This window comes from Azospirillum lipoferum 4B (genome assembly GCF_000283655.1).
Classification (GTDB): Bacteria; Pseudomonadota; Alphaproteobacteria; order Azospirillales; family Azospirillaceae; genus Azospirillum; species Azospirillum lipoferum_C.
Window position 1 is genome coordinate 218,139 of the sequence record NC_016623.1, and the last position, 26,482, is coordinate 244,620.

The 26,482-nt window shown below is 67.0% G+C and carries 23 protein-coding genes and 1 pseudogene; 10 read left to right on the forward strand and 14 right to left on the reverse strand.

Features of this window, described 5'->3' with window-relative positions; all coding sequences use genetic code 11:
• Positions 1-172: 172 nt before the first annotated feature.
• Positions 173-373 (reverse strand): hypothetical protein, encoded by a 201-nt coding sequence (locus AZOLI_RS22575; protein WP_014249501.1) that lies wholly within the window; start codon positions 371-373, stop codon positions 173-175.
• A 322-nt stretch (positions 374-695) separates the two neighbouring features.
• Between AZOLI_RS22575 and AZOLI_RS22580 the strand changes: the two genes are divergently transcribed.
• On the forward strand, positions 696-2,246 hold the full coding sequence (locus AZOLI_RS22580) for a hypothetical protein (protein WP_014249502.1): 1,551 nt from the start codon (positions 696-698) through the stop codon (positions 2,244-2,246).
• Positions 2,247-2,277: 31 nt separating this feature from the next.
• Here the strand turns inward: AZOLI_RS22580 and AZOLI_RS22585 are convergent, their stop codons facing one another.
• The 3 genes from AZOLI_RS22585 to AZOLI_RS22595 form a co-directional block, all read right to left on the reverse strand.
• Entirely contained in the window at positions 2,278-3,021 is a 744-nt protein-coding gene (locus tag AZOLI_RS22585; protein WP_162488383.1) for a LuxR C-terminal-related transcriptional regulator, read from the reverse strand.
• A gap of 176 nt (positions 3,022-3,197) precedes the next feature.
• A complete protein-coding gene (locus tag AZOLI_RS30720) occupies positions 3,198-4,709 on the reverse strand; it encodes an ATP-binding protein (RefSeq protein WP_162488384.1) in 1,512 nt (503 codons plus the stop codon).
• Between the two features lie 215 nt (positions 4,710-4,924).
• Positions 4,925-7,225, reverse strand: a complete 2,301-nt coding sequence (locus AZOLI_RS22595) for a CheR family methyltransferase (protein ID WP_343206330.1) — start codon at positions 7,223-7,225, stop codon at positions 4,925-4,927.
• A 126-nt stretch (positions 7,226-7,351) separates the two neighbouring features.
• On the opposite strand from AZOLI_RS22595, the gene AZOLI_RS22600 reads away from it, so the two are divergent.
• On the forward strand, positions 7,352-8,365 hold the full coding sequence (locus AZOLI_RS22600) for a chemotaxis protein CheB (protein ID WP_014249508.1): 1,014 nt from the start codon (positions 7,352-7,354) through the stop codon (positions 8,363-8,365).
• A gap of 59 nt (positions 8,366-8,424) precedes the next feature.
• Here AZOLI_RS22600 and AZOLI_RS22605 read toward each other — a convergent pair whose 3' ends face one another.
• Positions 8,425-8,937, reverse strand: a complete 513-nt coding sequence (locus AZOLI_RS22605; RefSeq protein ID WP_014249509.1) for a ferritin-like domain-containing protein — start codon at positions 8,935-8,937, stop codon at positions 8,425-8,427.
• 243 nt (positions 8,938-9,180) lie between these two features.
• Between AZOLI_RS22605 and AZOLI_RS22610 the strand changes: the two genes are divergently transcribed.
• The gene (locus AZOLI_RS22610) at positions 9,181-9,495 is read left to right on the forward strand and encodes a hypothetical protein (protein WP_014249510.1); all 315 of its coding nucleotides are present in this window, start codon (positions 9,181-9,183) and stop codon (positions 9,493-9,495) included.
• A gap of 28 nt (positions 9,496-9,523) precedes the next feature.
• Here the strand turns inward: AZOLI_RS22610 and AZOLI_RS22615 are convergent, their stop codons facing one another.
• The 3 genes from AZOLI_RS22615 to AZOLI_RS22625 form a co-directional block, all read right to left on the reverse strand.
• Positions 9,524-10,375 (reverse strand): tellurite resistance TerB family protein, encoded by an 852-nt coding sequence (locus tag AZOLI_RS22615; RefSeq protein ID WP_014249511.1) that lies wholly within the window; start codon positions 10,373-10,375, stop codon positions 9,524-9,526.
• A gap of 178 nt (positions 10,376-10,553) precedes the next feature.
• Positions 10,554-11,864: a DUF2254 domain-containing protein gene (locus tag AZOLI_RS22620; protein ID WP_014249512.1), complete on the reverse strand. Its 1,311-nt coding sequence runs from the start codon at positions 11,862-11,864 to the stop codon at positions 10,554-10,556.
• Positions 11,865-12,144: 280 nt separating this feature from the next.
• The gene (locus AZOLI_RS22625) at positions 12,145-12,576 is read right to left on the reverse strand and encodes a PepSY domain-containing protein (RefSeq protein ID WP_014249513.1); all 432 of its coding nucleotides are present in this window, start codon (positions 12,574-12,576) and stop codon (positions 12,145-12,147) included.
• A gap of 190 nt (positions 12,577-12,766) precedes the next feature.
• On the opposite strand from AZOLI_RS22625, the gene AZOLI_RS22630 reads away from it, so the two are divergent.
• The 3 genes from AZOLI_RS22630 (at position 12,767) to AZOLI_RS22640 (ending at position 15,130) form a co-directional block, all read left to right on the forward strand.
• Entirely contained in the window at positions 12,767-13,285 is a 519-nt protein-coding gene (locus AZOLI_RS22630; RefSeq protein ID WP_014249514.1) for a DUF421 domain-containing protein, read from the forward strand.
• Between the two features lie 244 nt (positions 13,286-13,529).
• Positions 13,530-13,844, forward strand: a complete 315-nt coding sequence (locus AZOLI_RS22635; RefSeq protein ID WP_014249516.1) for a hypothetical protein — start codon at positions 13,530-13,532, stop codon at positions 13,842-13,844.
• 257 nt (positions 13,845-14,101) lie between these two features.
• Complete coding sequence (locus AZOLI_RS22640; protein ID WP_014249517.1) at positions 14,102-15,130, forward strand: sodium:calcium antiporter; 1,029 nt, start codon at positions 14,102-14,104, stop codon at positions 15,128-15,130.
• Positions 15,131-15,284: 154 nt separating this feature from the next.
• On the opposite strand, the gene AZOLI_RS22645 is transcribed toward AZOLI_RS22640, so the two are convergent.
• The 3 genes from AZOLI_RS22645 to AZOLI_RS22655 are packed head-to-tail and all read right to left on the reverse strand — an operon-like array spanning position 15,285 to position 19,907.
• Positions 15,285-16,997 (reverse strand): ShlB/FhaC/HecB family hemolysin secretion/activation protein, encoded by a 1,713-nt coding sequence (locus tag AZOLI_RS22645; RefSeq protein WP_014249518.1) that lies wholly within the window; start codon positions 16,995-16,997, stop codon positions 15,285-15,287.
• Positions 16,998-17,035: 38 nt separating this feature from the next.
• Positions 17,036-19,174, reverse strand: a complete 2,139-nt coding sequence (locus AZOLI_RS22650; RefSeq protein WP_014249519.1) for an adenylate/guanylate cyclase domain-containing protein — start codon at positions 19,172-19,174, stop codon at positions 17,036-17,038.
• A gap of 25 nt (positions 19,175-19,199) precedes the next feature.
• Positions 19,200-19,907 carry a hypothetical protein gene (locus tag AZOLI_RS22655; RefSeq protein WP_014249520.1) on the reverse strand — a complete coding sequence of 236 codons (708 nt, stop codon included), beginning with the start codon at positions 19,905-19,907 and terminating at the stop codon, positions 19,200-19,202.
• Positions 19,908-20,194: 287 nt separating this feature from the next.
• Here AZOLI_RS22655 and phoU point away from each other — a divergent pair, with 287 nt between their 5' ends.
• The 3 genes from phoU to AZOLI_RS22670 all read left to right on the forward strand — a co-directional run bounded on the left by phoU (position 20,195) and on the right by AZOLI_RS22670 (position 23,755).
• A complete protein-coding gene (phoU, locus tag AZOLI_RS22660; protein WP_014249521.1) occupies positions 20,195-20,980 on the forward strand; it encodes a phosphate signaling complex protein PhoU in 786 nt (261 codons plus the stop codon).
• A 226-nt stretch (positions 20,981-21,206) separates the two neighbouring features.
• Complete coding sequence (locus AZOLI_RS22665; RefSeq protein ID WP_014249523.1) at positions 21,207-22,361, forward strand: ATP phosphoribosyltransferase regulatory subunit; 1,155 nt, start codon at positions 21,207-21,209, stop codon at positions 22,359-22,361.
• Positions 22,362-22,462: 101 nt separating this feature from the next.
• Positions 22,463-23,755, forward strand: coding sequence for an adenylosuccinate synthase (locus AZOLI_RS22670; protein WP_014249524.1), 1,293 nt, complete (start codon positions 22,463-22,465; stop codon positions 23,753-23,755).
• A 76-nt stretch (positions 23,756-23,831) separates the two neighbouring features.
• On the opposite strand, the pseudogene AZOLI_RS31570 reads toward AZOLI_RS22670, so the two are convergent.
• Both AZOLI_RS31570 and AZOLI_RS22675 read right to left on the reverse strand, forming a co-directional pair.
• A pseudogene (locus tag AZOLI_RS31570) lies at positions 23,832-23,942 on the reverse strand (SDR family oxidoreductase); the annotation flags it as partial.
• A 39-nt stretch (positions 23,943-23,981) separates the two neighbouring features.
• Positions 23,982-24,434, reverse strand: coding sequence for an RrF2 family transcriptional regulator (locus tag AZOLI_RS22675; RefSeq protein ID WP_014249525.1), 453 nt, complete (start codon positions 24,432-24,434; stop codon positions 23,982-23,984).
• Positions 24,435-24,687: 253 nt separating this feature from the next.
• Here AZOLI_RS22675 and AZOLI_RS22680 point away from each other — a divergent pair, with 253 nt between their 5' ends.
• Entirely contained in the window at positions 24,688-25,320 is a 633-nt protein-coding gene (locus AZOLI_RS22680; protein WP_014249526.1) for an MBL fold metallo-hydrolase, read from the forward strand.
• Positions 25,321-25,455: 135 nt separating this feature from the next.
• On the opposite strand, the gene AZOLI_RS22685 is transcribed toward AZOLI_RS22680, so the two are convergent.
• Entirely contained in the window at positions 25,456-26,277 is an 822-nt protein-coding gene (locus AZOLI_RS22685) for a ParB/RepB/Spo0J family partition protein (RefSeq protein ID WP_014249527.1), read from the reverse strand.
• Positions 26,278-26,482: the final 205 nt, after the last annotated feature.

A 26,482-nucleotide genomic window follows, 5' to 3' on the forward strand; every position in this document is an offset into this window, starting at 1 on the left:
CCATAGGCCGGTGCAATCCGGATTTGCGCCCCCTCACCCCAACCCGCGGGTCGGCAAAACGCCGTTGGCGTTTGGCCGATCCCGCCCCGCAAGGGGAGAGGGGCTTTCTCGGCAGACCAGCCCTAAATACAATTGCCGAAGGGCGGTCTTGCGGTCCGCAACCGGCCGAGCTTCAGTAGGCGCCCAGTGAACGGGCAATGGCGGCGAACTCCTCCGCCAACCAGCCTTCGCGCTCGATCAGGTATGCCATCAGTTGCCTCAGCGTCGCCTCGCAGGCCTCGGCACGCTCCGCGTCGGACAGACCGGCGCCGACCAGACGGGCGACGACATCGTCAACGACCTGCTGGGCCTTGCTGTGGTCGGCGTGGCTCATGACGGGAAACAACCTGAGGGTGGTGTCGGCGATTTGCTGCGGGACCATTGGGGGCCGCCTTCATGCTGGACGCGTTGCCTGTCTGGATAATGGGCTCACAACCACTGGGCGGGAAGACTCGATTTAGCCCTTAAATGAAATAAATTTAGGCAACATTTGATACAACTCGTTTCAATGCCGACCCGCTGGTGCCGGACGGCCGCGACCTATGCCGTGCGTCGGCGATCCGACACAGCTCGACAGAATATGTCACTACATATCAGTAGCAATAATCACTGCCAGTACCTAAAATTACGCCGATTCAGCAGCGCCCGTGAATGCCATGGCCGGCCGCCCCAACCGCAGCGCCTCCCTTCAGACCGTCCCGCTTCACACTGCCGAACCCGATCCGGCGGCCGTCAGCCTCGACAAGGTCAAGGCGATCCTGGCCCCGCTCGACCGCGCGCAGAAGTCCAAACTGTTCGAACTGGTACAGGCCGGTCATCTGGAAGACGACCAGATGACGGTCGAGGTCGGCCGCCTGATCGTCGCCATGCTGAACGGCCCACGCACCGAACATGCCCGCCGCATCTGGACCGGCTGGTTCGACCCGGTGATGCTGCGCACCGATGCGCTGATGCTGGCGGAAACGCGGCCGCCCGGCTGCATGCATGTGGTCGATGCCAGCGCCTGGTGGTTTGCCCTGCTGCCACACCTGCGCGAGCTGGCCGGCCGGGTGCAGACCGACATCGCCGCGCGGGCCAGCGAGCATCCGCTCGATGCCGTCCTCGCCTCCCCCGCCGCGGCCGGGTGGGCGGAGGAGCTACGCGTCCGCTCGCTTGCGATCCTGCGCCAGCGCGGCGGAGCCGGCACGCTGCTGGCGACGGCCAATGCCGAGCGGATCACCCTGCTGCGCAAGCGCGGCTTGGCCAGCGTGGCGCCGCTGTCGATGGGCGATCTTGCCCTGCTGGACGCGATGCTGGAGCACGCCCCCCAATGGCGCCTGGCCGTGCGTCCGCGCGACACCATCGGCATCCTGCACGCCGTGTCGGAGATGGCGCAACATGCCGGAACGCCGGACGGCGCCCTGTTCTACGCCCTGTCCCTGGTGAACGGATCGCGCGATGCCGATCAGGCGCTGGCGCTCTACGGCCTGTTCCCGAACTCGCCCCTGGTGGAAGCCGCGGTGGGCCATGTCCAGTTCGCCTGGCAATGCCTGCGCCAGAAGCTGGAGGATCTCCATCTCGGCCGCCCTGCCCCGCCGCAATTGACCGCGGGCGAGACGGTGGACCGCCTGCAGGAACGCGCCTTCCGCTGGTATGACGCGCTGCAGGGCTTCGGGGTGGAGCGCGGCGGCCGGAACTGGGCCGCGGTGTCCGCCGCCGTCGGCCGCGTCACCGGGCTGGTGGAGGGAGAGGTGGTGCCGGTGCTGAGCCACCGACTGTTGACTCTCAACGCCAGCACATCCGCGCGGCCGCTGATCGAGCCGGTGCGCTTCATCAACGGCTTCAATCACCGGCTGCGCCGCCGCGGCATCGCCGCCTCGACCAACCCCTGGCTGACGGCCATCGGCGAGCATCTGGCCGGCCTGTTCCGCCAGATCGGCAGCTATGGCCGCGACGACGCGCTGTCCGCCATGGCCGAGCTGTGCGAACTGGCGGAGGATACCGGCTATCCCATCGAGATCACCGCCATCGACAAGACCCTGCTGGCCATCGTCGAACGGGCGCTGCGTGACGGGCGCGAACTCAATGCGGGGGAAAGCCGGCTGATCGAGCGCGTGGTGACCGTCGCGACGGAAGAACGCCGCAAATGCCGCTGGTGGGTGTCGGGTGAACTGATCAGCCTGCTGGACGCCGCCCAACAGCGCGGAATCGGCCCTGCGGCATGCTAACCAAGGACGGCGGAGTCAGGCACGGTGCGGATCAGGACTGCAGCTTGATCCCCGCCCGCATGGTGGCAAGCGCCAGCTGGGTGCGGTTGCGCACGCCCAGACGCTGCATCACCGTTCGCAGATGCACCTTGATCGTCCCCTCCAGCACGCCCAACGCGCGGGCGATCTCCTTGTTCGACTGGCCTTCCAGCAGCAGCCGCAGCACCTCGCGCTGGCGGTCGGTCAGGCCGTTGACCGCGTCGCTCTCGGTCCTGATCGGGGTGGATAGCGCCATGGCGATGCGCACCGGACGGCCGTCGCGCGCGGCGGGCGGCGCCGGGGCGAAGATGCCGCCTTCCATCACGATCGGAAGAGCCTGGTCGAGCACCACCCCTTCACAGCCCTTGTTGACGAAGCCGCGGGCACCGGCACGGATGCAGGAAGCGATGACGGCGCCGTCGGTCGCCCCCGACACCACGATCAGCGGCACGTCGCCCGCCGCCTCCAGCATATCGGCAAGGCCGCTGCGCTCGTCGCTGTCGCTCATTTGCAGGTCATAGAGAATGGCGGTGAGATCGGTTTCCGACCGGGCCTTGCGCATGGCTTCGGCCAGCGATCCCGCCTCGAAGATCACGGCCCCCTCATAGCGCTGCCTCAATGCCAGCGACAGCCCGTACCGCACAAGGGCATGGTCGTCGACGATCAGGAACTTGACAGGATCGGCGGACAGAGCCCGGCGGTCCGACACCAGTTCCTGCACTGCAGAGCCATGGGCATGCTGTGCGTGTTGATCCACCTCTGTTCCCTTTCATTCGTCCGGTCCGCCGAGGCACAGGGCACCGGCGGACTGCTCGGTAAGCCTAGTACCAACAGCGGAAAAGGATGAACGGTCCCTTCCGTATACCCAAAGATGCATGGGGGTAAGCGCCGAACGAACCGAAGGTATCGATATCGCCACCGGACGCTGTACTTTCAGTCGGTTCGGCGAGGCAGCGACCATTCATCGACGGGACTATGCTTCGGAGCAAGCGGAACGGTCACTGAAAACACGGAGCCGCGTCCCGGCCACGACCGCACGCCGATCAGATGCTTCAGCTGTCTGGCCAGCCGTGCCACGATGGCAAGGCCAAGCCCGACCCCGCGGCTCTGGCCGCGGTCGCGGTTGTCGAGCTGCCTGAACTCCTCGAAGATTGCACTCAGGTTGTACTCGACGATGCCGGGGCCGGTATCCCAAACCTCGATGCGCAGGTGCCTGCCGCCTTCCGCATCGCGGCACTGGCGGCAACCCAGCAGGATACCGCCGGTGGTGGTGTATTTCAGCGCGTTGGCGACGAGGTTCCGCAGAATGCGCTCCAGAAGCTGGGCGTCGCTGGAAACCGTTGCGGCACAGGGCTTCACCCGGAACCGCAGCCCGCGCATTTCGGCCTGAAGCATGAATTCGCTATGGATGACGTCCAGCATCACCGCCATCGGCACCGGCTCGATCATCGGATTCAGCGCGCCGGCATCCAGCCTTGCACTGTCCAGCATACCGTCCAGCAGGGTGCGGATCGAGACGTGCGCGGCCAGAAGCCCGCCGAGAAGAGGGCGTTCGGCCTCGCCCAAGCGATGGCGCAGCACGTCCAGGAATAATCCCATCGACATCACCGGCTGGCGCAGGTCATGGCTGGCGGAGGCAAGCAACTGAAGCTTGTCGGCGTCGGCGGCCCGCAAACAGCGAAGTTCCTCGTTGGAACGGGCCAGATGCAGATTGGCCTCTTCCATCTGCTCCAGCGTGATACGCAGTTCCTCGTCCATCGCCCGCAGCTCTTCCATGGAGGCGTGCAGTTCGCTGTCGGATCGGTCTATATCCCGGCTGTAGCGGTCCAGCGCGCTTTCGCGCAACGCCAGACGCTCCTGCACCGCCTCCAGCCGGACGTATGCGACCCTGTGGCGCTCGGCAAGCGCAGCCAATTCGCTTTGCTGCCGCCCGATCAGATCGTTCGCCTCGTCCAGGCGCTTTTCCAAATCCTCGCTGAGCGTCTGTGCCTGCTCCAGTTCGGCCGAATCGCGCCGGAGAATGGCGTGCGACGAGTCCTCCTTCAGCTGTTCGGCAACGCAGATGAAATGCTCGGTCTCACCCGTCGGCCCGATCAGCGGGGTGATGATCAGAGTGCACAGATACTCGGTCCCGTCCTTGCGTCGGTTGGTCAGCGTGACGCGGCAGAAATCACTTTCGCGCAAGTCGCGCCCGATCGTCGCCACCACCGTCCGATCGGTGCGGGGGGATTGCAAAAGGCGAGGCGACCGGCCGATCACCTCGTCCGCACGATAGCCGGTAAGGCGGGTGAAGGCACGGTTCACATAGCGGATGGTAGGCCCCGGTGCCGTCAGATCGCAATCCGTCACGATGACAGCATGGTCGAGCCGATCCCAGATCGGCTGGACGATCAGCGGCTTGGCTTGTCCAGCGCAGCCGGCGCTCAACCCATGACTGTCCGACATGCCACCACGCTCCTTCCAACCTGCTGTCGGCCGACGGTGCACCGGGCGGTTGGATTAAGCCAACATATATTGAAACATCCAAATTATTCGCATGAAATAAAGTTTTGATGCCAGTACCGATGCCCGGAAGCCAATGATCTTTTGATGAAGCCTGAACTGCCCGACCGTGCAACCCGCAAGCCGTCCACTTGCATCCGGGCCTCCATCCGGGCCCATCATCCCGGCGCAGCCTCCAACCGGTCGTCACTCAGTCCGATGCGCTGTCGTTCCGTCACGTCATGAGCGAGCGCCACCAGGATCGGCGGCTGTTCCTCGCGGAAATATTGCATGCAAAGCTCAGCCGGGCGCATCGACCCGTCACTGCGCTCGATCGTCGTCTCGAAGACGATCTCCGCCTTCTCGCCCTGCAGCAGCGGTGCCACCAGCTTGGTGAAGGCGATTGCATCGATATCGGGCATCAGGTCATGCAGAGCGATCTGACGCAGAGCATCCGGCGAGTGGCCGAGCTTCTCTTCCGCCCCCTTGTTGACCAACTGGACGCTGAAGGTAACGGGATCGAGGAAATAGACCTCGTTCCGCGACTTCCCGATGATGCGGCCAAGATAACTGGCAAAGGCATCGGACCTCGCACGTTCCGTCACGTCTTCGATGATCAGGATGGCGCCGCGGGCTTGCCGGTTGTCATAGAGCAGCGGGGAAATGCGGATGCGGCAGCTGATCCGGCGGCCGCGCCGGTCCATCGCCTCCATCTCCACCGGTTCGGCGGGTGCCTGGGTTTCCAGGATGTCCTGGAGCGGGCGGCGGAGCATTTGCACTGGCAGGCCGATGTCGAGGTCCAGGAACGGTTCGCCCGTCACATCATCGTTCCGCAATCCCCAGATGTTCTCGCTCCAGCGATTCCAGGCTTGGACGATCAGGTTGTCGTCCAGCACGATGATGCCGACATCGATGCTGCGGAGGATCGATTCCGAATAGCGGCGATATTCCCCGACCTCTTCGCTCTGGCGCCGCATTTCATCGTTGGTCACCTCCAGCTCGTCGTTGGTGGAGCGCAGCTCTTCGTTCATCGTCTCCAATTCCTCGTTGGTGGACTGGAGTTCCTCGTTGGTCGTCTCCAGCTCCTCATTGGTCGACTGGAGTTCCTCGTTGGTCGTCTCCAACTCCTCGTTGGAGGATCGAAGCTCTTCGATGGTCGTTTCGAGGCTTTCCTGCGCTGCTTCGACTTCCTGCTGGAGCAGAAAGATCCGGCTGGTGTCGAAGAAGCTGAGCAGCGTGGCAAAGGGCTTGCCATCCCTGCTGCAGAGCGGCGCCACCTCGATGGTCAGCCGCATCGGTTCCGCCCCCGTCCGCGTGAAGGGCTGGTGGTCGATGCGGACCATGCGGCCGGAATTCCGCACTTCCTCGATCCGGCTCCGCAGTTCCGTCGGCCGGTAGGAAATGGTCAGGTCGTGGAACGGACGGCCGATATCGTTCTCCTCGACATCGAACAGACGCCGGGCATGGGCATTGGCGAACACCAGCACTCCTTCGGCATTCACCGCCAGATAGCCGGTGGAACTGCTGTCGACGATGCTCTCCAGCAATCGGAGCTGCTGGTTGGCCCGGCTCCCGCCGCCATCACCGGCGATCGTCAGGCTGCCGCCGGCGGTGCGCCGCCATTCCTGCGGCACCTTGGAGAAGATGCGGCTCTTGAGGTTCACCGCTTCGAACATGCGCGACCGCGCCAACTGGGTCTCCGCCTTTCCCAGAAACAGGAACCCGTCATTGACCAGGGCGTAATGCAGGCGCGGCAGCACGACGCCCTGGGTGTCGGCCTCCAGATAGATCAGGAGGTTGCGGCAGATCAGAAGGTCGATCCGGGAAATCGGCGCATCGCTGACCACATTGTGGCGGCCGAAGATCACGCATTTGCGCAGCTCGCGCTGAAACACGTATTGGCCGTTCGCATGGTCGAAATAGCGTTCCAGCAGCGGTTCGGGTACGGATTCCACCTCCCGCGCGGAATAGGTCGCGTGGCGTGCCGTGTCCAAGGCCGCGTCGTCGAGATCGGTGGCGTAAATCTTGACCCGCCGGCAGAACTCCGTCGTTCCCAGCAGTTCGGCGAGGAGCATGGCCAGCGAATAGGGCTCTTCGCCGGTTGCGCAGCCGACGCTCCAGATGCGGATCGGGCCGCTGTCGCCCTTGCGCTCCAGAATGCGCGGCACGACGTCCCGTCGCAACACGTCCCAGGCGTCGGTGTCGCGGAAAAAGGATGTGACGTTGATCAGAACGGTGTTCAGCAGATCGACGAATTCCTGGGGATGGACCTCCAGGAAGGCATGGTAGGCCGCGAAGCCGTCGCAGCCGACCTCCTCCATCCGCCGGCGGATCCGCCGTTCCAGGCTGGTCCGCTTGTATCCGCGAAAGTCAATTCCGCGGCTTTCCTGGATGTGGCGGATCAGTTTGCTGAAATCGCCGTCGGGGTCTTCCGTATTTTTTGTCATAGTCTTGCATTGCCACAGCGTCGGGCGGAGCATAATCGTCTGTCCCCACCCCACTCAAGCGGTGTGACGTCCCAGGCTCCGTTCGTGAATCGTTGGGAGGATGCCGGGAAATATTGCGTGAGTGACGGGACACCGCAAGTCAGACCCTGTTCCAGTTCCATGGACAAACGCGACATCCTTGCCATCGGCGCATCGGCCGGCGGGCTGCCCGCCCTACAACGGCTTTTCGGCGGCATGCCGAAGGGATTTACGCCGACCGTGTTCGTGGTCGTGCATATCTCGCCGACCGCGCACAGCGTGTTGCCGCTCCTGCTCGACCGGGTCGGCTGGCTGCCGGCCTTCCACCCCGCCGATGAAGAGCCCATCCGCCCCGGCCACATCCACGTGGCGTCGCCCGACCATCATCTGCTGGTCCACCGCGATCGCGTGCTGATCCGCCGCGGCCCACGGGAAAACCGCACCCGGCCCGCAGTGGATCCGCTGTTCCGCTCCGCCGGCGTGGCATTCGGCAGCCGCGTGATCGGCATCGTGCTGTCGGGCGCGCTGGACGACGGCGCATCCGGACTGCGGGCGATCCGCCGCTGCGGCGGAATCGGCATCGCCCAGGACCCGGCCGAAGCGGAATGGCCCGGCATGCCGCGGAGCGCCATCGAGCGCGGCGAGGTCGACCATGTCCTGACGCTGGATGCGATGCCGGCCCTGCTCACCCGGCTTTCCGCGGAACCGGCACCGCCAAGCCCGCCCACCCCGCAGGATATCGCAACGGAGGCGCGGATCGCCGAGCAGGAGTTCACGACCGTGTCCGACGATACCCAGGCAGTCGCCAAGCCGACGACCCTGTCCTGCCCCGAATGCGGCGGCGGCCTGTCCGAGATCCATGACGGCGCGGCTCTGCGCTTCCGCTGCCAGGTCGGCCACGCCTACAGCCCCGACAGCATGGAGGAAGCGCAGGCGGAAGCGATGGAAAAGGCCCTGTGGGTCGCCCTGCGCACCCATGAGGACCGCGTGGAGTTGTTTCGTCGGCTCGCCAACCACGCCACCGAGCGCGGTCGCAACCAACTCGCCACGGGCTGGAACCGGCAGATGCAGGAAGCACGGAAGAACTCCGAACTGTTGCGGAGCGTGCTGACCAAACCGGACGTCAAGCGGACTGGCGAACAAAAGAAAGGCTGATCCGGGACCAGGAACGCCGGGGGACGAGCCGCATGGCCCGGCCCCCGGCATCATGCCGATCAGCGCTTGGCTTCGGCGGTGGTGCCGGCTTCCTGGCGCGTCAGGAAGGTTTCGGTGACCTGCGGCAGCCGTTGTTCCAGCCAGGAGGCCATTTCGATCTCCTCGTCCAGGCTCTGCTGAAGTGTGCGGGCGATCTCCGTCTCGCCCGCCCGGTTGGCGGCGGCGATCAGGGCGCGGTAATTGGCGATCTCGAAATGCTCGAAGGCATAGTTGAAGATTCCGGCCTTCACGATTTCGTCGTCGGCGAACACGCCCGACAGCGATTGCGCATTGCCGATCAGCATGCCGACGCCGGTCTTGATCGAAGAGGTGCTGCTGCCGAGCGACTGCAGGCACTGGCTCAGCCGTTCCGCCTGACGGTTGGAAACGTCGATGTGTTCCTGGGCCTTCGCCAGCATTTCCGGATAATTCTTGATACGGTCGACCTGACGCTCAAGCATCTCGACCGCCTGGCTTTCCATGGCATGTGCATCGCGCAGCCACGCGATCAGGTTGTCTTTGGCGTTGGGCATGGATGATTCTCCGCTGACCTGAGGATTTCTTCCCCGGGGCTCTTCCCCGGCGGCCACCGCGACCATTGCGGGGGCCTGTCCCCCTTGCCAACAGGACCGGACCGGCTCCATTACGCCCGGCCCCCGCTCAGCGGAGGGGGTATGCCATTGGGGTAGCGTGGGCTTCGGGGGTGATGACGCTCCATCGGCCCGGCGGCACTGCGGAACCTGTCGCCGAACCCGAAGGTCGAATGGGACGAATGGGTGGCCGACCATCGCCGCATCCGCGCGCTGATCGAAACGCGCGACGTGCTGCCGATGAACACGGCCGACATGGCCGCCGCCGGTTTGGGGGAGGGGCAGGTGGTCGGGCTTGCCGGCGATGCCGGCGACGGCGTCGACCGGCGGGTGAACGGGCTGACGGCCACGCCCTTCCGGCTGCCGCGCGGCTGCGTCGGCGCCTGTTATCCGGAGATGAACCCGCCGATCCCGCTCTGGTATCGCGACGAGGCGTCGGAGACTCCCGCCGCCAAGGGCGAGCCGGCGCGCATCGTCACCGACCCGCCGGCACGCCGCTGACGGCCCCCTTTGACGGACCACGCGGAGGTCACACCATCGAATCCAGCTCCTGCCGCCGGGAGTCCGACAGGCCTAGGCGGGCGGCGAGGTAGGCCAGATACTGGCGGTCGACCTCGCTGCCGCCGCGCACCGCCAGTTCGGAGGCGAGATAGACCTGCTCCGCCGTGTCGGGATCGCGCACTTCGCGGACGATGTCGTCCATCGGGCGCGGCGACCGCAACTCCGCCTCGACGATCCGCCGGTCTTCCAGATCGGCCTGGGCGGCATCCAGGCTGTCGAGGATGCGGCGCTGCTCGTCGGGCGAAATCCGGCCGTCCGCATTCGCCGCGGCGATCATGGCGCGGATCAGCAGAAGCGCCTTCGCATCGCCCAGATCGGGTTCCGGCGTGCCGCCGCGCAGCACCCCGGCCAAACGGTCGCCAAGGCCGCCCGCCGCACCGCCGCCCATGACGCTGCCGCCCATGGAACCGCCTCCCCTAGCGCCGCCAAACACGCCGCCGAGGCCCAACCGGTCGAGGATGCCGCCCAGCGGACCGCTGGAGGCGGGGGGAGGCGGCCGCGATCCGGAGGGAGCCGGCTTCTGGCTGTCCTGATAGGCGCGGTAGGCGAGATAAGCCAGCGAGGCGAGCCCCGCCTTCTGAAGCAGCCCCGAACCATGTCCGCCCGCCAATCCGCCGGCAAGCCCGCCCAACCCGGCGGCCGGAGCGTGGGAATATCCATGCGGACCGCCATAGCCGTGGCCGTAGAAGTGCTTCTTTTTCTTCTTGCCCTTCTTGCCGAGGAGCAGGGGCATTGCAGCGGCAAAGGCCGGCCCCCGGCCCGTGCGGCCGGCAAGCCCATTGGCCAGGATGACGCCGAGGACTTTGCTCAGGTTGCTCATCGTTCCCTTCCTCGTTGGGGTTCAAGGGCTGACGCGGGAAAGACCAAGCCCGGCCAAGACCGGGAGCCCTGGCCGGAAGCCCCGGCCGGGAGCCGTAGACATGGGGTCGTTCCAGGCCATTGAAACCCGCCGCCTCTCAAGATTGATGAGTCGCTCCGGCCAGGGCGGCCCGCCCCGATCATCGACCAGGGCGGGGACCAGGGCGGGCGGTCAGACGTTCGCGGGCGTTGCGGCAGCGGCCGAGCAGCGCTTCGCGGTCACGGTCGAGGAAATCGCCGCGCTTTCCCTCCTCCTCGATCAGGGCGATCTGATCCAGCAAAGGCCGCAGCCGTGCTTCGTCGCAAGCGTAGGGCGCAAGGGTCGCGAGGACATCCGCCACCCGGATCAGCACGGCCGGCATTCCGGCTCCCGCCTGACGGATCTGGTCGAAGGCGGCGCGCACCAGACCGTCATGGTCCATCACGTCGCGGACGACCCGCAACCGCTGCCGGCCGTCGCGGAGCAGCGCGGCCTCCAGCGGCCGGTCGAAGATGCGCGACAGGGCGGAGGACAGCATGTCGATCACGGTCAGGCCCGTATAGACGTCGTTGATCCCCGGCGACAGGGCGCGCAGCGCCATCTCCACCAGCTGGCGGATGCCATATTCCAGGTCCTGCGTCGGTGTCCGTTCCGTCCCGATGATGAAGGCCTTCTCCAAATCCCGGCGCAACGCGTCGCTGCAGGCCTCGGGCGGGTGCACCGCGAGATGGCATCCGCGCGCAAGCACGAAATGCCCGGGCCGCACGTCGAGCCAGATGACCGCATCGGCGTCGCAGGCGATGCGCACCATCTCGTCGAAATCGACCGCCTGGATGTATCCGTCGCGCCCGAGCCCGATCCGCGCCGCATCGGCCGGCGCCGGCGGCGGCGTCTCCGGCGTCCCCTCCTTCGGCAGCAGCAGATCGATGGAGTCCCGCAGCTGGTGGGAAACGGTGCGCACGGCGTTGTCGTACATGATCGACCGCGCCAGCTTGTGAACGTAGAACAGCAGGACGAACAGGCACAGCGCCGACAGGGCCGTGCCGACGCTGATCGCGAAATGGGGAATCGCGTTGTCGGAGGGGGCGCCGATGCTGCGGAAAACCACCAGCAGGTAGAGGATCGTCGCGACGAACAATCCCAGCACCGTCTGGGTCTGGGGATCGCCGATGAAGTTCCGCACCAGCCGCGGACCCAGCTGTCCGGCGGCCAGGGTCAGCACCACGACGGTGATGGAGACCACCAGCGACGTCATGGTGATGATGCCGGACAGCAGGGCGCCCAGCAGCTGGCGCGCGCTTTCGGGATCGCCGCTGTAGATCAGCCACAGCTCCGCCGCCCCATCGGGCAGCATCTCGCCTTCGGTGACGAGAAGCACGGCCAGCGCCGCTGCCGCGATGCTCATCAGCAGCGGCACGAACCAAAGGCTTTCGCGCAGGAACATCCAGTAGTAGCGCAGGCGGCCCGTCAATCTAATCACCCCAGCGGCAGCGGAAGGAGCAGCGACTGGCCATCCCGCCGCCACAGAAGGATAACACGGTCCTTCCCGGCCTTGCGCGCCTGCTCGACGACAGTTGCCACGTCGCCGGGATTGGCCGCCACCGGAAGCCAATCCAGCGGGGGCCGGCATCCTGGTCGATTGGCCGGAGTCGATCGGGGAATGCAGACCACGGCAGCCTCTCTCTGCGGACATGCGGAAAGGGCGGGGAGACGCCTGTCCCCCCGCGCTTCACGGCTGGGCGAACGGCGCCTTACTGCTTGGTGGTGCCGCTGCCCGAACCGGCGCTGCCGGATCCGCTGTTGCCGGTGGTGGAGGCGCCGGACTGGCCGCCGGATGCCGCATTTCCGGATGCCGAATTTCCGGATGTGGCGCCGCCGGAGCCGGACGAGGAGCTGCCCGACATCTGCGACGGCGGATTGACGGTCATGAACACCTGGTTGCCGTCCTGGGTCTGAGCCTGGACCAGATAGGCGGCGTCGATGACCGTCACATTCTTGAAGCCGGCCTGCTCCAGCTGCTTGCGGAGCTTGTCCTGGGTCATCGCCTGAATCTGCGAATGGGATTGGGTGGCCGAGGATCCGCTCTTCTGGCCGCTCTGCTGACCGGAGGACGACTGCGCCAGGGCCGGGGTGCCGGCGGCCAGGGCGAGGCCGATGACGGGAATGAACATTGCGATACGCATGGCATGTCCTTTTCTGTTTGCGTTTCCTGCAGGGCGTGCCTGCGCTGAATCAACTCCGCCCGACGGATCTGCTCTCGCCGGCGGTTCATGCGCATCGGTGGTGGGCTTGCCTGCTTTTGCGGCGGAACCGTACCCCGGAACTCCCGGCCGCAAGCAGCGGTTGGCGAGCCAAAGGATGAAAGGAAGCGGGATGTTCTTCGACAGTTGGACCGGTCTGGGCCGGGTGCTGGTGGTCGGCGTGCTCGCCTATGCCGCACTGGTGCTGCTGCTGCGGGTGTCCGGCAAGCGGACCCTGACCAAGATGAACGCCTTCGATCTGGTGGTGACGGTGGCGCTCGGCTCGACGCTCGCCACCGTGCTGCTCAGCAAGTCGGTGGCGCTGGCCGAAGGGGTGCTGGCGCTGGTTCTGCTGATCCTGCTGCAATACGCCATCACCTGGGCGTCCGTCCGCTCGCCCCGCTTCCAGGCGTTCATCAAGGCTCAGCCGACATTGCTCGTCTACCGGGGCGAGTTCCTGCCGGGCGCCCTGAAACAGCAGCGCGTCACGCGGGAGGAGGTGATGGCCGTCCTGCGTGCCCAGGGGCGCAGGCAGTTGAACGGCGTGCTGGCCGTCGTGCTGGAGACCGACGGCTCCTTCAGCGTCGTGCCGGGAGGGGAAGGAGGGACCGATCCCGATCCGCCCACGCTCGAAGCGGTCGGCCGCCTTTGATCGGCCGGTGCTTCAGCCGGCCGGCTCCGGCATTGGGATCGGCCCGTCCGGTCGCCGGGCCATGTGATCGCGGCTTCGTCGTGGTTCCTGGAACCGATTGCCGAATTCGCAAAAGATCCGTGGGAACCGAAGCTGCGCCGTCGGGTTGTCGTGATCAGGCCCTACAGTCAAATCCGGAACGGACGTGATGTTCCGGTCCTGCTGGGGGGGAGAAATCCTCAAAATCACTGAATGGAGTGACCTGATGCGACACGCCCTCATCCTGGCGACCGCTTCCTTGACCATGATCCTCGCCGGTTGCGCTTCCGACTCCAGCAGCGGCTATGGCACCTCCGGCAGTTCGGGCGTGAACGAACAGGTGATATCGCCCAACTCCAGCGGCATGGGCCAGAGCATGACGAGGGAATCGCTGAACAATCCCGACCGGGCCGGCTCCGGTGCCAGCGGTTCGGCACCCGAAGACAACGAGACCATCTCGCCGAACCGAAGCGGCATGGGCGAGGGCATGACGCGCCGTTCACTGCCCAACACGGCCGGTTCGTCCTCCTCGTCCTGGTAAGGCCACGACCCGTCGGAGTTCGATGAAGCATCGCCTCCGCGGCACCACGGGGGCGATCCTTCATCGACGATTGCCCGCGGGCAACAGCCTGGCAACAGCAAGGGGAGCACCACTGCCGCCCCGGATGTCGGGAACCGACGCTTGCCGCCGCCTTCCGCGGCCCGGCGCGACAGGACAGGCACAGCACTGTTGGAGGGGGAGCAGATGACGACAGCATCCTCCCTTAGCGGCATCACTCCCACAGGTCCGGTTCCGACGTGCCCCTCGACGGTCTCCCTCTTCTCGCCAACCTCGCAATCTTCGCCGCCGCCGCCGCTCTGGTCTGGGTCGCCGGAACGCGCCTTGCGGTCTATGTGGACGGCATCGCGCAGGCGACGGGAGCGGGTCAGGCCTTCATCGGCATGCTGCTGCTCGGCGGCATCACCTCGCTGCCCGAGATCGCGACGGTGACGACCGCATCCTGGACCGGCAGCCCATCGCTCGCGGTCAACAATCTGATCGGGAGCGCAGCCGGCAACGTGCTTCTGCTCGCCGTGGCGGACGTTGTGCTTGGCCGGGACGCCCTGACCTCGGTCGTCGCGAAGCCTTCGACCCTGTTGCAGGGAACGCTGGGCATGATGCTGCTTTGCATGGTCGCCGCGGCACTGGTCGCCGGCGACATCGCGGTTGCCGGAGTGGGGGTGTGGACGACGGCCCTGCTGGGCGGCTGCGTCGCAGCGCTCTGGCTGTCCTCGAACTACGAACGCCGCCATGTCTGGGAAGCGGTCGGAGGGCGGGCCGACGAAGGCGGCAAACTCCCCGGCGCGGAACAGCCGCTGCGGACGCTGGCGCTGAAGACGACGGCAGTGGCTGCGATCATCCTGATGGCGGGATTCGTGCTGTCGCAGGCTGGTGACGCCATCGCCAAACAGAGCGGGCTGGGAGTGGGGCTGGTCGGCTTCGTGCTGCTCGCCTTCGCCACCTCGCTGCCGGAGCTGAGTTCCATCGTCTCGGCGCTCCGCATCCGCCGCTATGAAATGGCGGTCGGCGACATCTTCGGCACCAACCTTTTCAACATCGCGCTGCTTTTCCTGGCCGACCTCACCTATTCCGGCGGGCCGGTCCTGTCCGAAGGCGGAACCTTCGAAGCGGTGGCGGCACTGTTGGCCAGCCTGCTGACCGGCCTCTTCATCATCGGTCTGCTGGAACGGCAGGACCGAACCATTCTGCGGATGGGGTACGATTCGCTTGCGGCGATCATCCTCTACGCCCTGGGCCTTGTGGTTCTCTATCCCTTTGCACAATGAAGGCAAATCCGTGCCGCTGCGGAATGGGCCGGCTCGCCCGACAAGCGGCGCATCCCCGAACCGATGACGCCGCCATTGCCGCGTGACTCAGCACAGACGGACTTCGGGAAAACCGGAGCGGTTCACCCCCGTGTTGGATCGAAATCGCGGAGATTCAGAACCGCGTCGACAGGGTAAAGAAAACGCGCGGAGCGCGGTCCTGCGTGCTGAAGGGCGTGGTGATGAAGGGCTTCGCAGCCTCCACGCTGCCGTCGACCCGCCGGAACACACCGAAACGCAGTCCGACACCGGCCGAGGCGAGGGAGCGGCGGCCATGGCGCGTGCCGCCTTCATAATTGTAGACCGCGCCATAGTCGCCGAAACCATAGGCGACGGCGTAATCCAACCCCTCCTCCTGCACCGGCAGGATGTATTGCAGCTCCGCCCGGCCGGCGAAGCCGTTGTCTCCGGTGAGTTCCGACGGATCGAAGGCGCGACCATACTGCTTGCCGCCCAGGCCGTACTCCTCCGACGACAACAGCTGGTCGGGACTGTATTGCGCTTCGCCGGACAGAGCCAGGATCAGCGAGTCGGTCAGCGGCTGGTTGCGCTGGGCCGAGACCAGCAGCTTGCGGAAATCGCTACGCCCGCCGCTGCGGGTCAGGTTGGCACTGCCGGAGGAGGTGGAGTTCAGGATGTCCAGCCCCTTGGACAGCTCCGCCGTCAGCAGGTTCGTGCCGCCCCACTCGTCGGCGAAGTCGTAGGAGACATTGGCGGCGACGATGCGCAGACGGTCCTGTGAAAGCTTGTCGCCCAACACATCGGTGCGGCTGTCGCGGATGGTGAAGCTGACGCCGGCCCGCAGTGTCTCCGCCCGGCTGCGGATGAAGGGATGCGCCACCGCGATACGGGCGGAACTGGTCAGGCTGTAAAGCTCCAGCGGACGCACGCTGTCGCCCGGCTCCGACCAGGAGCGGCGGGCGCCATATTCGACGGTCGTGCCTTCGGCATCCACCGGCACCAGCTGGCTGACGTCGAAGAAGCGCAACTCGCGAACCTGCGGGGTAACGATGCCCTGAGCGGTGGTGCGCTCGAACAGGCCGAGCTGGTCCTCGACGCTGGCGACACCGGTCAATTGCATCGGCCCGACCGAACGGGTGCCGCGGTTGTCGAGCGACAGCAGGCCGTTGAACGGCGTCCGCTCCAGAGCCAGTGTCAGGCGGGAGGCGCCGGGGGTGTCGGGTGAGGCTTCCAGCACCGTCTTCACCGCCACGCCGGGCAGATCGTCGGCCAGCAGGACGTAGCGTTCCATATCGGCCATGCGCAGCGGGCGGGATGCCTTGATCTTCTCCCCCATCCGCCGCAGCAGGTCCAGCCGGTCGGCCGCCTCGCCCTGGACGACCACGTCGCTGACATAGCCCTCCACCACCTGCAGGCGGACGATGCCGTCGCGGATGCGCTGGGCCGGCACCACGGCCTGCGACAGCACATAGCCGTCGTTGCGATAGCGCGCGGTGATCGCGTCGCGGATGGCGTAGAGGTCGACCAGCGTCACCGGCTTGCCCAGCCTGTCGCGCCACAGGGCGGACAGGCTGCCGGTGTCATAGACGCTGTTGCCGTCGATGCGGATCTCGTTCAGCGTCAACGTGATGCGTTCGGCGTCGCGGGGCGGTGGAGCCTTCTCCGGCTCCGGCATCTCGATTTCCGGGACGGATTGCGGCACTGCCGGACGCTCGAAGCGCTGCTCCAGCCGGTTGGGATCGAGCGAGGGCGGCAGCACCGGGGGGACCGACTGCGCCAGCACCGGCAGCGTAACGGCTACACTCGCCAACAGCAGGGCGGAGAGGCGGGCGAGGCGCAGGGCGGAACACGGAGCAGAACGGGGCATGACGGGGATCGCGGTCCTAAGGGGGAGCTGCTGGAGGGCTACTTGTCGGTGAGCGCGGTCACGCCGGCCCAGTCCGGTTCGGCGGGATGGCCGGCGCGCTTCTCCGCCTTGTGCAGCATCGCCAGCGCGGCACCGTCGCCGGCAACCAGGGCACGGAAGCCGGAGGAGGCCGCCTCGAAGCGGCCGGCACGCCAATGGCCGAGGGCGGCGGCATAGGCGGCGCGCTGGGCGCAGTCCTCCGGATCGGCGCGGCGGGCGTCGGACAGCGGCTCGAACACCTCGACCGGTTCGCTGCGGCCGACCACCTGGACGATGTCGAGGCTGCGGAAGGCCTCCGGGTCGCCATGGTGGCGCACCGTCTCGCCGCTGACCATCAGCGCGGTGTTGTAGTATTTGTTGGCCCCTTCAAGACGGGAGGCCAGGTTCACCGTGTCGCCCATCACCGTGTAGTTGAAGCGGCGGGGCGAGCCGATGTTGCCGATCAGCGCGGGACCGGTGGCAATCCCGATGCGGTTGGAGCCGCGCCCGCTGGAGGTCGCCAGCAGGGTCGGATCGTCCGCCATCGCCTGACGCATCGCCAGCGCCGCCGCCACCGCGGCGCGGGCGTGGTTGTCGATGGCATAGGGGGCGCCGAACACCGCCAGCACCGCATCGCCGATGTATTTGTCGACGAAGCCGCCATGCGCCTCGATGATGTCGGTCATCACGGTGAAATAGCGGTTCAGCACGGTGACCAGCGCTTCCGGCTCCATCCCCTCCGACATCTTGGTGAAGCCGGCGATGTCGCAGAACAGGATCGACAGGTCGCGCTCCTCACCGCCCAGGCTGGGCGACTGGCCCGACGCAATCATGTCGTCGATGAGGGAGCCCGGCAGGTAGAGCTTGAAGGCGTTGCGGATTCGCCGCTGGTCGCGGTCCAGCACGGCGAAGCGGAAACCGAGCGCGAGCGGAAAGACCAGCACCGCCGCCAGCGCCGCCTGAAGATAGGGCAGGACCAGACCGGCCTGGAAGACCTCCACGGCCACGCCGCTCCAGCCGGCCAGCAGCAGGATCAGGCACGCCGCCGCCAGCGGTGGGCGGGCGGCCAGCGTCACCAGGGCAGCGAGCCCGGCCAGCAGCAGGACCAGCGCCGCGACGGCCGGCTTTCCCACCTCGGACAGCGCATCACGGGCCATCAGGTTGGAGATTGCGGCGGCATGGATGTAGACGCCGGGGATGCTGTCGCGGGTGCGGCCGGCGACATACAGGTCGCTCATCACCGGCAGGGCGCAACGGTCGGGCAGGTTCAGCCCTTCCGGCTTCGTCACCCAGCGGTTGGAGGAGAGCTTGCGGTCCTCAACATCCAGCACGGTGCCGACCATCACCGCCTTGCCTTTGAAATGCTTGGCGAAATAGTCGGCTTTCCCGGCCTCGGCACAGGCGAACAGGTCGGCCAGCGAATAGGTCGGGATGGCGCCGGGAGCCGTGGCGTGGTTGACCAGCAGCCGGTTGCCCTCGCCGCCCGGCGGCCGGTAGCCGCCCAGCGAGACGGCACCGTCGGCCGCCCGCTCCAGCGGCGCCTTCAGCGCGCGGGAGGCGACCTCCACCGCCATGCCCGGCTCGGCCTTCGGCTGCCCGTCCGACCCGCTTACGGTCAGCGTCAACGGCACGCGGCGAAGCACGCCGTCCGGATCCTCGACCAGATTGACCGAACGGACATTGTTGACCCCCGCGGCGATCATATAGCCGCGATAGGGCATCAGCGGGTCGCTCTGGTGCTGCACCTTGGCCAGCACCAGCCGGCCCTCCTTGCCGCCGCGGCGCAGGGTCAGGAGATAGTCGCGCTCGAAACCGGGAATCAGCGTCTCGACGGAGGTCGGGTGCACGAGATCGAGGCCGATGGCCGCCGCCCCGCCGTCCAGTATCGCCCCCAGGACGGTGCCCAGCCGTGGCCCCCACAGCGCCTGCGGCGTGCCGGCGAAGGGCGGACGGCGGTAGGTCTCCTCGTCGATGCCGACAACGACCACCGGCGACGGATCGGGCGCCGGCCGCGGGCCGTGCAGACGCTCGCGCAGCCAATAGAGGCTGTCGATGGACGGTCCCTGCAGGGCCGGCGAGGCCGCCAGCGCCAGAAATCCAGCAAGCAGCGGGGCAACGGCGCCGAGCAGGACCAGCCTCACGCGCCGGGGCAGCGTCATCGTCGGCAGCCTCACGCCCGGCCGATCAGAAACGGATCAGGCGGCCGAGAGCCGGGCCGCCGCCGGCAACCGCCTTGTCGTCGATCTTGACGACGAAGGACTTCTGCCCGGCGGAGACCTTGTAGAGGCCGCCGGGTTCCAGCCCGGTGCCCTGCTTGGCGGTGTCCAGCGTGGTACCGGGGACGTTGACCGTGGTCAGCGCGATTCCCTGCATGTCCAGCCGGTCGATGGTGACCGGACCGGGTGCGGACAGGATCAGCACCGGATGGGTCTTGAACAGCGTGAAATCCGGCTTGGGCAACGGCGCCTTCATGCCCGGCAGGGCGATGGGCGCGCTGCGGAAGACGGTCACCCCCGCCTTGCCCGCCTCATTCGACGCCAGCAGAAGCTTGCCGCCGTCGCAGGGCAGCGTATGGCGGTCGACGGTTCCGCCCTGCACCGCCGATTCGCGGGCGCCGACCGTCACCGCGCCGCCGGCGATCGTCTCGTTCACGCAGGATTCCAGATAGCTCAGCGTCAGCGTCTGGCCGGACTTCAGCGCCACGGTCCGGCCGGCCGTCAGATAATCCATCGGCTGCACGCCGTCGACGCCGTCCGACACATCCTCCACCAGCGCGGTCGGGGCGGCGGCGGCAGGCTCCGGATCGGCGGCGAGTGCCGCAGGAGTTGCAGTCAGCAGAAGCAAGGCACCGGCGATGAACGTTCGGGCGGGCATCTGGAACGCGACGGACATGGAAACGGCCTCCCGGTCAATGCAACGGCGGATAAGCGTTGCGGACGGATTCGATATGGCTGCGTACCCTTTAGCGAAGTTACCGAGTTACTTCAAATCCAATGCGCCGGGCCGACACCCCATCGTCAGCAACGTCGGCCCTGCAACCGCCGCGAGATTGTCATAAATTCGCAATGAACCCGCCATTCCGGCGTCATCACCCGACGCTATTGTACGCGTCCCGCGCCCAGGCGACCGCTCCGGTCGCGGCGGTTGGGACGGGCAAGAATGGGGCGTCGCGACCGATCATGGGCACCGAACACATCGTCCGCTCCTTCGCGCAGGAACTCCAGCGCCTGTCGAACCTCGTGACCCAGATGGGCGGCGTGGCTGAAGCACAGGTGGAGGCCGCGGTGAAGGCGGTATCGCGCCGCGACGTCGGGCTGGCCTCCCAGGTGATGCAGGCCGACGCCCGGCTCGACGCCTATGAACGCGACATCGACGCGGAGGCGGTGCGGCTGCTGGCTCTGCGCCAGCCGATGGCCCAGGACCTGCGCGAGATCGTGTCCGCCCTGAAGGTCTCCGCCGACCTGGAACGCATCGGCGACTATGCCGCAAACGTCGCCAAGCGGTCGCTGGCCCTGGCCCAGGTGCCGGTGGTGCGCCCGGCCGCCGGCATCCCGCGCATGGGCCGGCTGGTCGAAGCCATCCTGAAGGAGGTCCTGGACGCCTATATCGAGCGCGACGTGGACAAGGCCATCGCCGCCTGGGAGCGCGACGAGGAGCTGGACGACCTCTACACCAGCCTGTTCCGCGAGGTCCTGACCTATATGATGGAGGATCCGCGCAACATCACGCCCTGCACGCATCTGCTGTTCATGGCGAAGAACCTGGAACGCATCGGCGACCACGCCACCAACATCGCCGAGATCATCCATTTCCTGGTGGTCGGAAGCCCGCTGACCATGCTGCGGCCGAAGAACGACGCCAGCAGCTTCGCCGTGATTTCCCCGGCAACGGCCTCCGCCGGCCGGCGGGACACCGACCTGCCGGGTGCCTTCGATGACGAGGCCGGACCGGCTGACGCCGGCTGACCGCCGCACCATCGCCCCCACGATATCCGCAGCGACACTTTGTCCGGTAAAGGCCGGAAAAATCCCGCACTTTCCTCCATCTGCACCGCCTGCGCAGGGGAGATACCGCCGAAGTGCGGGGCTTTTCCGTTTGCATGCGGCGCGGGTGTCGGGTATTAGCCCGCCCCGTGTGTCCGACATTCGCCGCGGCACCCTGTTCCCTGCCTGAAACGAGACGACGCTGGTCATGCCCGCCGACGCATTGAGTTCCGCCCTGCTCCCCGCCGGACTGCACGACGTGCTGCCGTCCGAAGCGGCGCACGAGGCGGCGGCCGTCGAACGCCTGCTGGCGGAATTCGCCGCGCAAGGCTACCGCCGCGTCGATCCGCCGCTGGTGGAGTTCGAGGAGAACCTGCTCTCCGGACCCGGCGCGGCGATGTCCAAGCAGACCTTCCGGCTGATGGACCCGCATTCGCAGCGGATGATGGCGGTCCGCGCCGACATCACCCCGCAGATCGCCCGCATCGCCACCACCCGCCTGAAGAACGAGGCCCGGCCGCTGCGCCTGTGCTATGCCGGGCAGGTGCTGCGGGTGAAGGGATCGCAGCTGCGCCCCGAACGGCAGTTCACCCAGGTCGGCGTCGAGCTGATCGGCGCGCTGGAGGCGGAGGCGGATGCCGAGGTTGTCCTGCTGGCCGTCCAGGCGCTGACCGCCATCGGCGTGCCGCACCTGTCGGTCGACCTCTGCGTTCCCACCATGGTGTCGCGCATCTGCGCCGGGCTCGGCCTTGGCGAGGATGAGATCCGGCAGCTGCGTGCGGCGCTCGACCGCAAGGATGCCGCCGCGGTGGCTGCCGTCGGCGGACCGGCGGGAGCACTGCTGGAATCGCTGATGAGCGCCTCCGGGCCGGCCGACCGCGCCATGCAGGCGCTGGCCGCCCTGCCGCTGCCGGAGGGGGCCGAGAAGGACCGCCGCCGGCTGACCGACACGCTGGCGCTGCTGCGCGCGGCGATGCCCGACCTGACGGTGACGGTCGATCTGGTGGAGCATCGCGGCTTCGAATACCAGACCGGCCTCAGCTTCACCCTGTTCTCCCGCGCGGCGGGCGAGCTTGGCCAGGGCGGGCGCTATCGCGCCGGGGCCCAAGGAGAAGACCGTGGGGAGCCGGCGACCGGCTTCACGCTGTATATGGACACGCTGCTGCGCGCAGTTCCCGCGGCCAAGGCGCCGGGGCGCGTGTATGTGCCGCACGGCACCGGCTGGGAATCGGCCCGCCGGCTGCGGGCGGAAGGTTGGGTTACGGTGACCGGGCTCGCCCCGGTGGCCGATGCGGTTGCCGAGGCCAGACGGCTCCAGTGCGGCCATTGGCTGGCCGGCGGAGATGTCAAGCCGGTCGGATGATCCGGTTTTAGGGTGAACGGACCCCCACGCCGCGCGGATGGTGCCCTGCGGCGGATCGGGCGGTCGAGCGGTTCCTTTTTGAAGTTTTGCGGAGACGAGAGATGGCCAACGTTGCGGTGGTCGGCGCCCAGTGGGGCGACGAGGGCAAGGGCAAGATCGTCGACTGGCTGTCCAGCCGGGCCGATGTCGTGGTGCGCTTCCAGGGCGGTCACAACGCCGGCCACACGCTGGTGATCAATGGCGTCGAATACAAGCTGAGCCTGCTGCCGTCCGGCGTGGTGCGCCAGAGCAAGCTGTCGGTCATCGGCAACGGCGTCGTCTTCGACCCCTGGGCCTTCATCCGCGAAGTGAACGCGATCAAGGACAAGGGCGTCTCCGTCACGCCGGAAAACCTGATCGTCGCCGAGAATGTGCCGCTGATCCTTCCGGTGCACAGCGCGCTCGACAAGGCGCGTGAAGAGGCCAAGGGCGCCGGCAAGATCGGCACCACCGGCCGCGGCATCGGCCCGGCCTATGAGGACAAGGTGGCGCGCCGCGCCATCCGCCTGTGCGACCTGACCGACGAGGCCGTGCTGGTCGAGAAGGTCGACGCCCTGCTGGCCCACCACAATGCGCTGTTCCGCGCGCTGGGCGCGCCGGAGATGACCCCGGCCGACATCCTGGATCCCCTGCGCGAGATCGCGCCGCAGGTGCTGCCCTATGCCGCCGTCGTCTGGAAGCAGCTCGACGAGCTGCGCCGCGCCGGCAAGCGCATCCTGTTCGAAGGCGCCCAGGGCACGATGCTGGACATCGACCACGGCACCTATCCGTACGTCACCTCCTCCAACACGGTGGCCGGCAACGCCGCCGCCGGCAGCGGCATGGGGCCGCGCGCCGTCGGCTATGTGCTGGGCATCTGCAAGGCCTACACCACCCGCGTCGGCTCCGGCCCCTTCCCGACCGAGCTGAAGGACGAGATCGGCGAGCTGATCGGCCAGAAGGGCAAGGAGTTCGGCGTCGTCACCGGGCGCAAGCGCCGCTGCGGCTGGTTCGACGCCGTCATGGTGCGCCAGGCCGTCAAGACCGGCGGCATCGACGGCATCGCCCTGACCAAGCTGGACGTGCTGGACGGCTTCGACGAGATCAAGGTCTGCGTCGGCTACCGCCTGGACGGCAAGGAGCTGGACTATTACCCGTCCAACGCCGGCGCCCAGGCCCGCGTCGAGCCGATCTACGAGACCTTCGAAGGCTGGAAGGACACCACCCGCGGCGCCCGCTCCTGGGCGGAACTGCCGGCCCAGGCCGTCAAGTATGTCCGCCACATCGAGGAGCTGATCCAGGCCCCGGTCGCCCTGCTGTCGACCAGCCCGGAACGCGACGACACCATCCTGATGACCGACCCGTTCGCCGACTGAGGCGGCGGGGAGTACCAAAGAAAGAAGGGCCGGCGCTTCGCCGGCCCTTTTTCGTCTCTGCAGAGGCCTGGACCGCTCAGACCGACCGCGTCAGCCCACCGTCGACCCGGATGTTCTGTCCGGTGATGTAGCCGGCGCCCGGCGAGGCAAGGAAGGCCACCGTCGCCGCGATCTCGTCGCTGCTGCCGGATGCAATTTCAGGATGGGAGGGCGGAAGCCCGGTCCGTCAGATGTCGAAGTTGGCGGCGATGTTGCCGGTGGACTGGCGATGGCGCAGCGCGTCGGCCAGCGTCTGGTTGTCGAGCACGGCGGCGGTGGCGTCGCGGACCTGGACCATCAGCCAGCGGACGGAGCAGGTCTGCGTATCGATGCAGTCCTCGCACGGCCGGAAGGAGCCCTTGCTGGCGCAGGGGATCGGAGCGAGATGGCCGTCGATCAGGCGTATCACCTCACCGAAGGTGATCTGCGCCGCCGGCCGCGCCAACCAGTAGCCGCCGCTCTTGCCCCGCTTGGCGAACAGCAGCCCTTCCTTGCGCAACTCCACCAGGATCGCTTCCAGGAATTTGCGCGGGATGTTCTCGCGTTCGGCGATGTCGGCGATCAGGATCAGATCGCCATTGTCCTTCTCCGCCAGCATGATCAAGGCACGCAACGCGTATTTGGCTTTCTGCGACAGCATTCCGGCGGAATCCGTTCCATTGCGGCGGCGGTCGGTGGGACCGCCCCGATCTAAAGCTTCGGTGGTTAACATTTGGTGCCGGCCGGGCATTCCACCCAAAGGCGCGCCGCTCGCCCGGACTTGCGGACCTTAGCCAGAATCGCTACCCAATGCGACCGGCTTTGCGCGAAGGGTTTGCGACGGCCGCCACGGGCGCGTTAAGGTCGCGCGGCCTCCGTCGAACCGTTACCCAAGAAGCGCAGAAGGACAGGACATGCAGTACGCCATCGTTCCGGTCACCCCGTTCCAGCAGAACTGCACGGTGCTCTGGTGCCCCGAGACGATGAAGGGTGCCGCCATCGATCCCGGCGGCGACCTGGACCGCATCCTGGCCGCCGCGAAGGCCAAGGGCGTGACGCTGGAGAAGATCCTGGTCACCCATGGGCACATCGACCATGCCGGCGCCGTCGCCGATCTGGCCGACAAGCTGTCGCTGCCGGTCGAGGGACCGCACCGCGACGATCGGTTCTGGATCGACGGCATGCCGATGCAGAGCCAGATGTTCGGTTTCCCGCCCGTCCGCTCCTTCACGCCAAACCGCTGGCTGGAGGAGGGCGATACGGTGACCGTCGGCAACCAGACGCTGGAGGTCCGCCACTGCCCCGGCCACACGCCCGGCCATGTGGTGTTCGTCCATCGGCCGTCGAAGCTCGCCATCGTCGGCGATGTGCTGTTCCAGGGCTCCATCGGCCGCACCGACTTCCCCAAGGGCAACTACGCCGACCTGATCGCCTCGATCCGCGACAAGCTGTTCCCCTACGGCGACGACATCGCCTTCATCCCCGGCCACGGCCCGATGTCCAGCTTCGGGGAAGAGCGGCTATACAATCCGTTTTTGAATGACTGACCGAACTGCTTTGCCCCCTCCCTAACCCTCTAACGCGGGAGAGGGAGCTGCCGCCACACTCTCGCAAGGTTCCTGCCCCCTCTCCCGCGAAGCGGGGGAGGAATGGGGAGGGGGCGTTCGCCCCAACCACGCCCCTCAATCCACCATCGGCTCATCGCCCAGCAGCAAATCGATCCGCCTGCGCAGGCTGATCAGTTCGCGGCGCTGCATGTCGTCGACATAGGCGCGGTGCTCGCGCGGATCGCCCAACCTGGCGGTGGCGCGGCGCAGCGCGTCGAGGAAACGGCCGACCGCCGACATGGTCCGCAGCGACGGCTCCTTGGCGGCGTCCTTGCGGCTGCGGGCGGCCTGGACGGTGCCCTCACCGGCCTTCACCTGCTCCCACAGGGCCATCTGCTCTTCCAGATCCTTGATCCAGGCGATCTCGATCAGAGTGGAGCGGGAAACGTCGTGGTGGGCGGCGGCATATTCCTGCTTGATCGTCTCAGGCAGGCTGTTCAGCCGCAGGGTGTGGCTGATGTTGCTCTGGCTCTTGCCGATGATGCGGCCCAGCTGCTCCTGCGTGTAGCCGAAGCGCTCGATCAGCCGGGCCAGCGCCTCCGCCAGTTCCAGCGCGTCGAGGTCGACGCGCTGCACATTCTCCACCAGCGACAATTCGTCCGGATTGCCGGAGGTGACCAGCGCATAGATGGTCGCCAGCCCCAGCATCTCATGCGCGCGCAGTCGCCGTTCGCCGGCAACCAGCCGATGCCCGCCCACGACTTCCTGCACCAGGATCGGCTGCTTCAGCCCGTAATGCGCGATCGAGTCGGCAAGCCCCTGCATCTCTTCCGGGTCGAAATGGCGGCGCGGCAGATTCGGGTTTCGAAGGATCCGTGAAACATCGAGTTCCAGCAGCCGGGGCGGTCTGCCCGCGTCGTCGAACAGGTCCGAATGATCGGGCGCGAGCGTCGGCATGGCGTGTTCTGGTCCCCTGGTTCCCAGTCCTTCCGGTTCCGCAACGGTGCCCCGGCGATCCCGGCCATGTCAACGGTGGAGTGGAAGAAAAGGAGAACATGGCGACGGCGGTTCGCGGATGGGCCGGCATTCATCCAGACCGTACCGGTTCGGAGTACCCCCAGCGGCGAAATCCGCTGAAATACTCGATGTCCGCAAAGCGTCA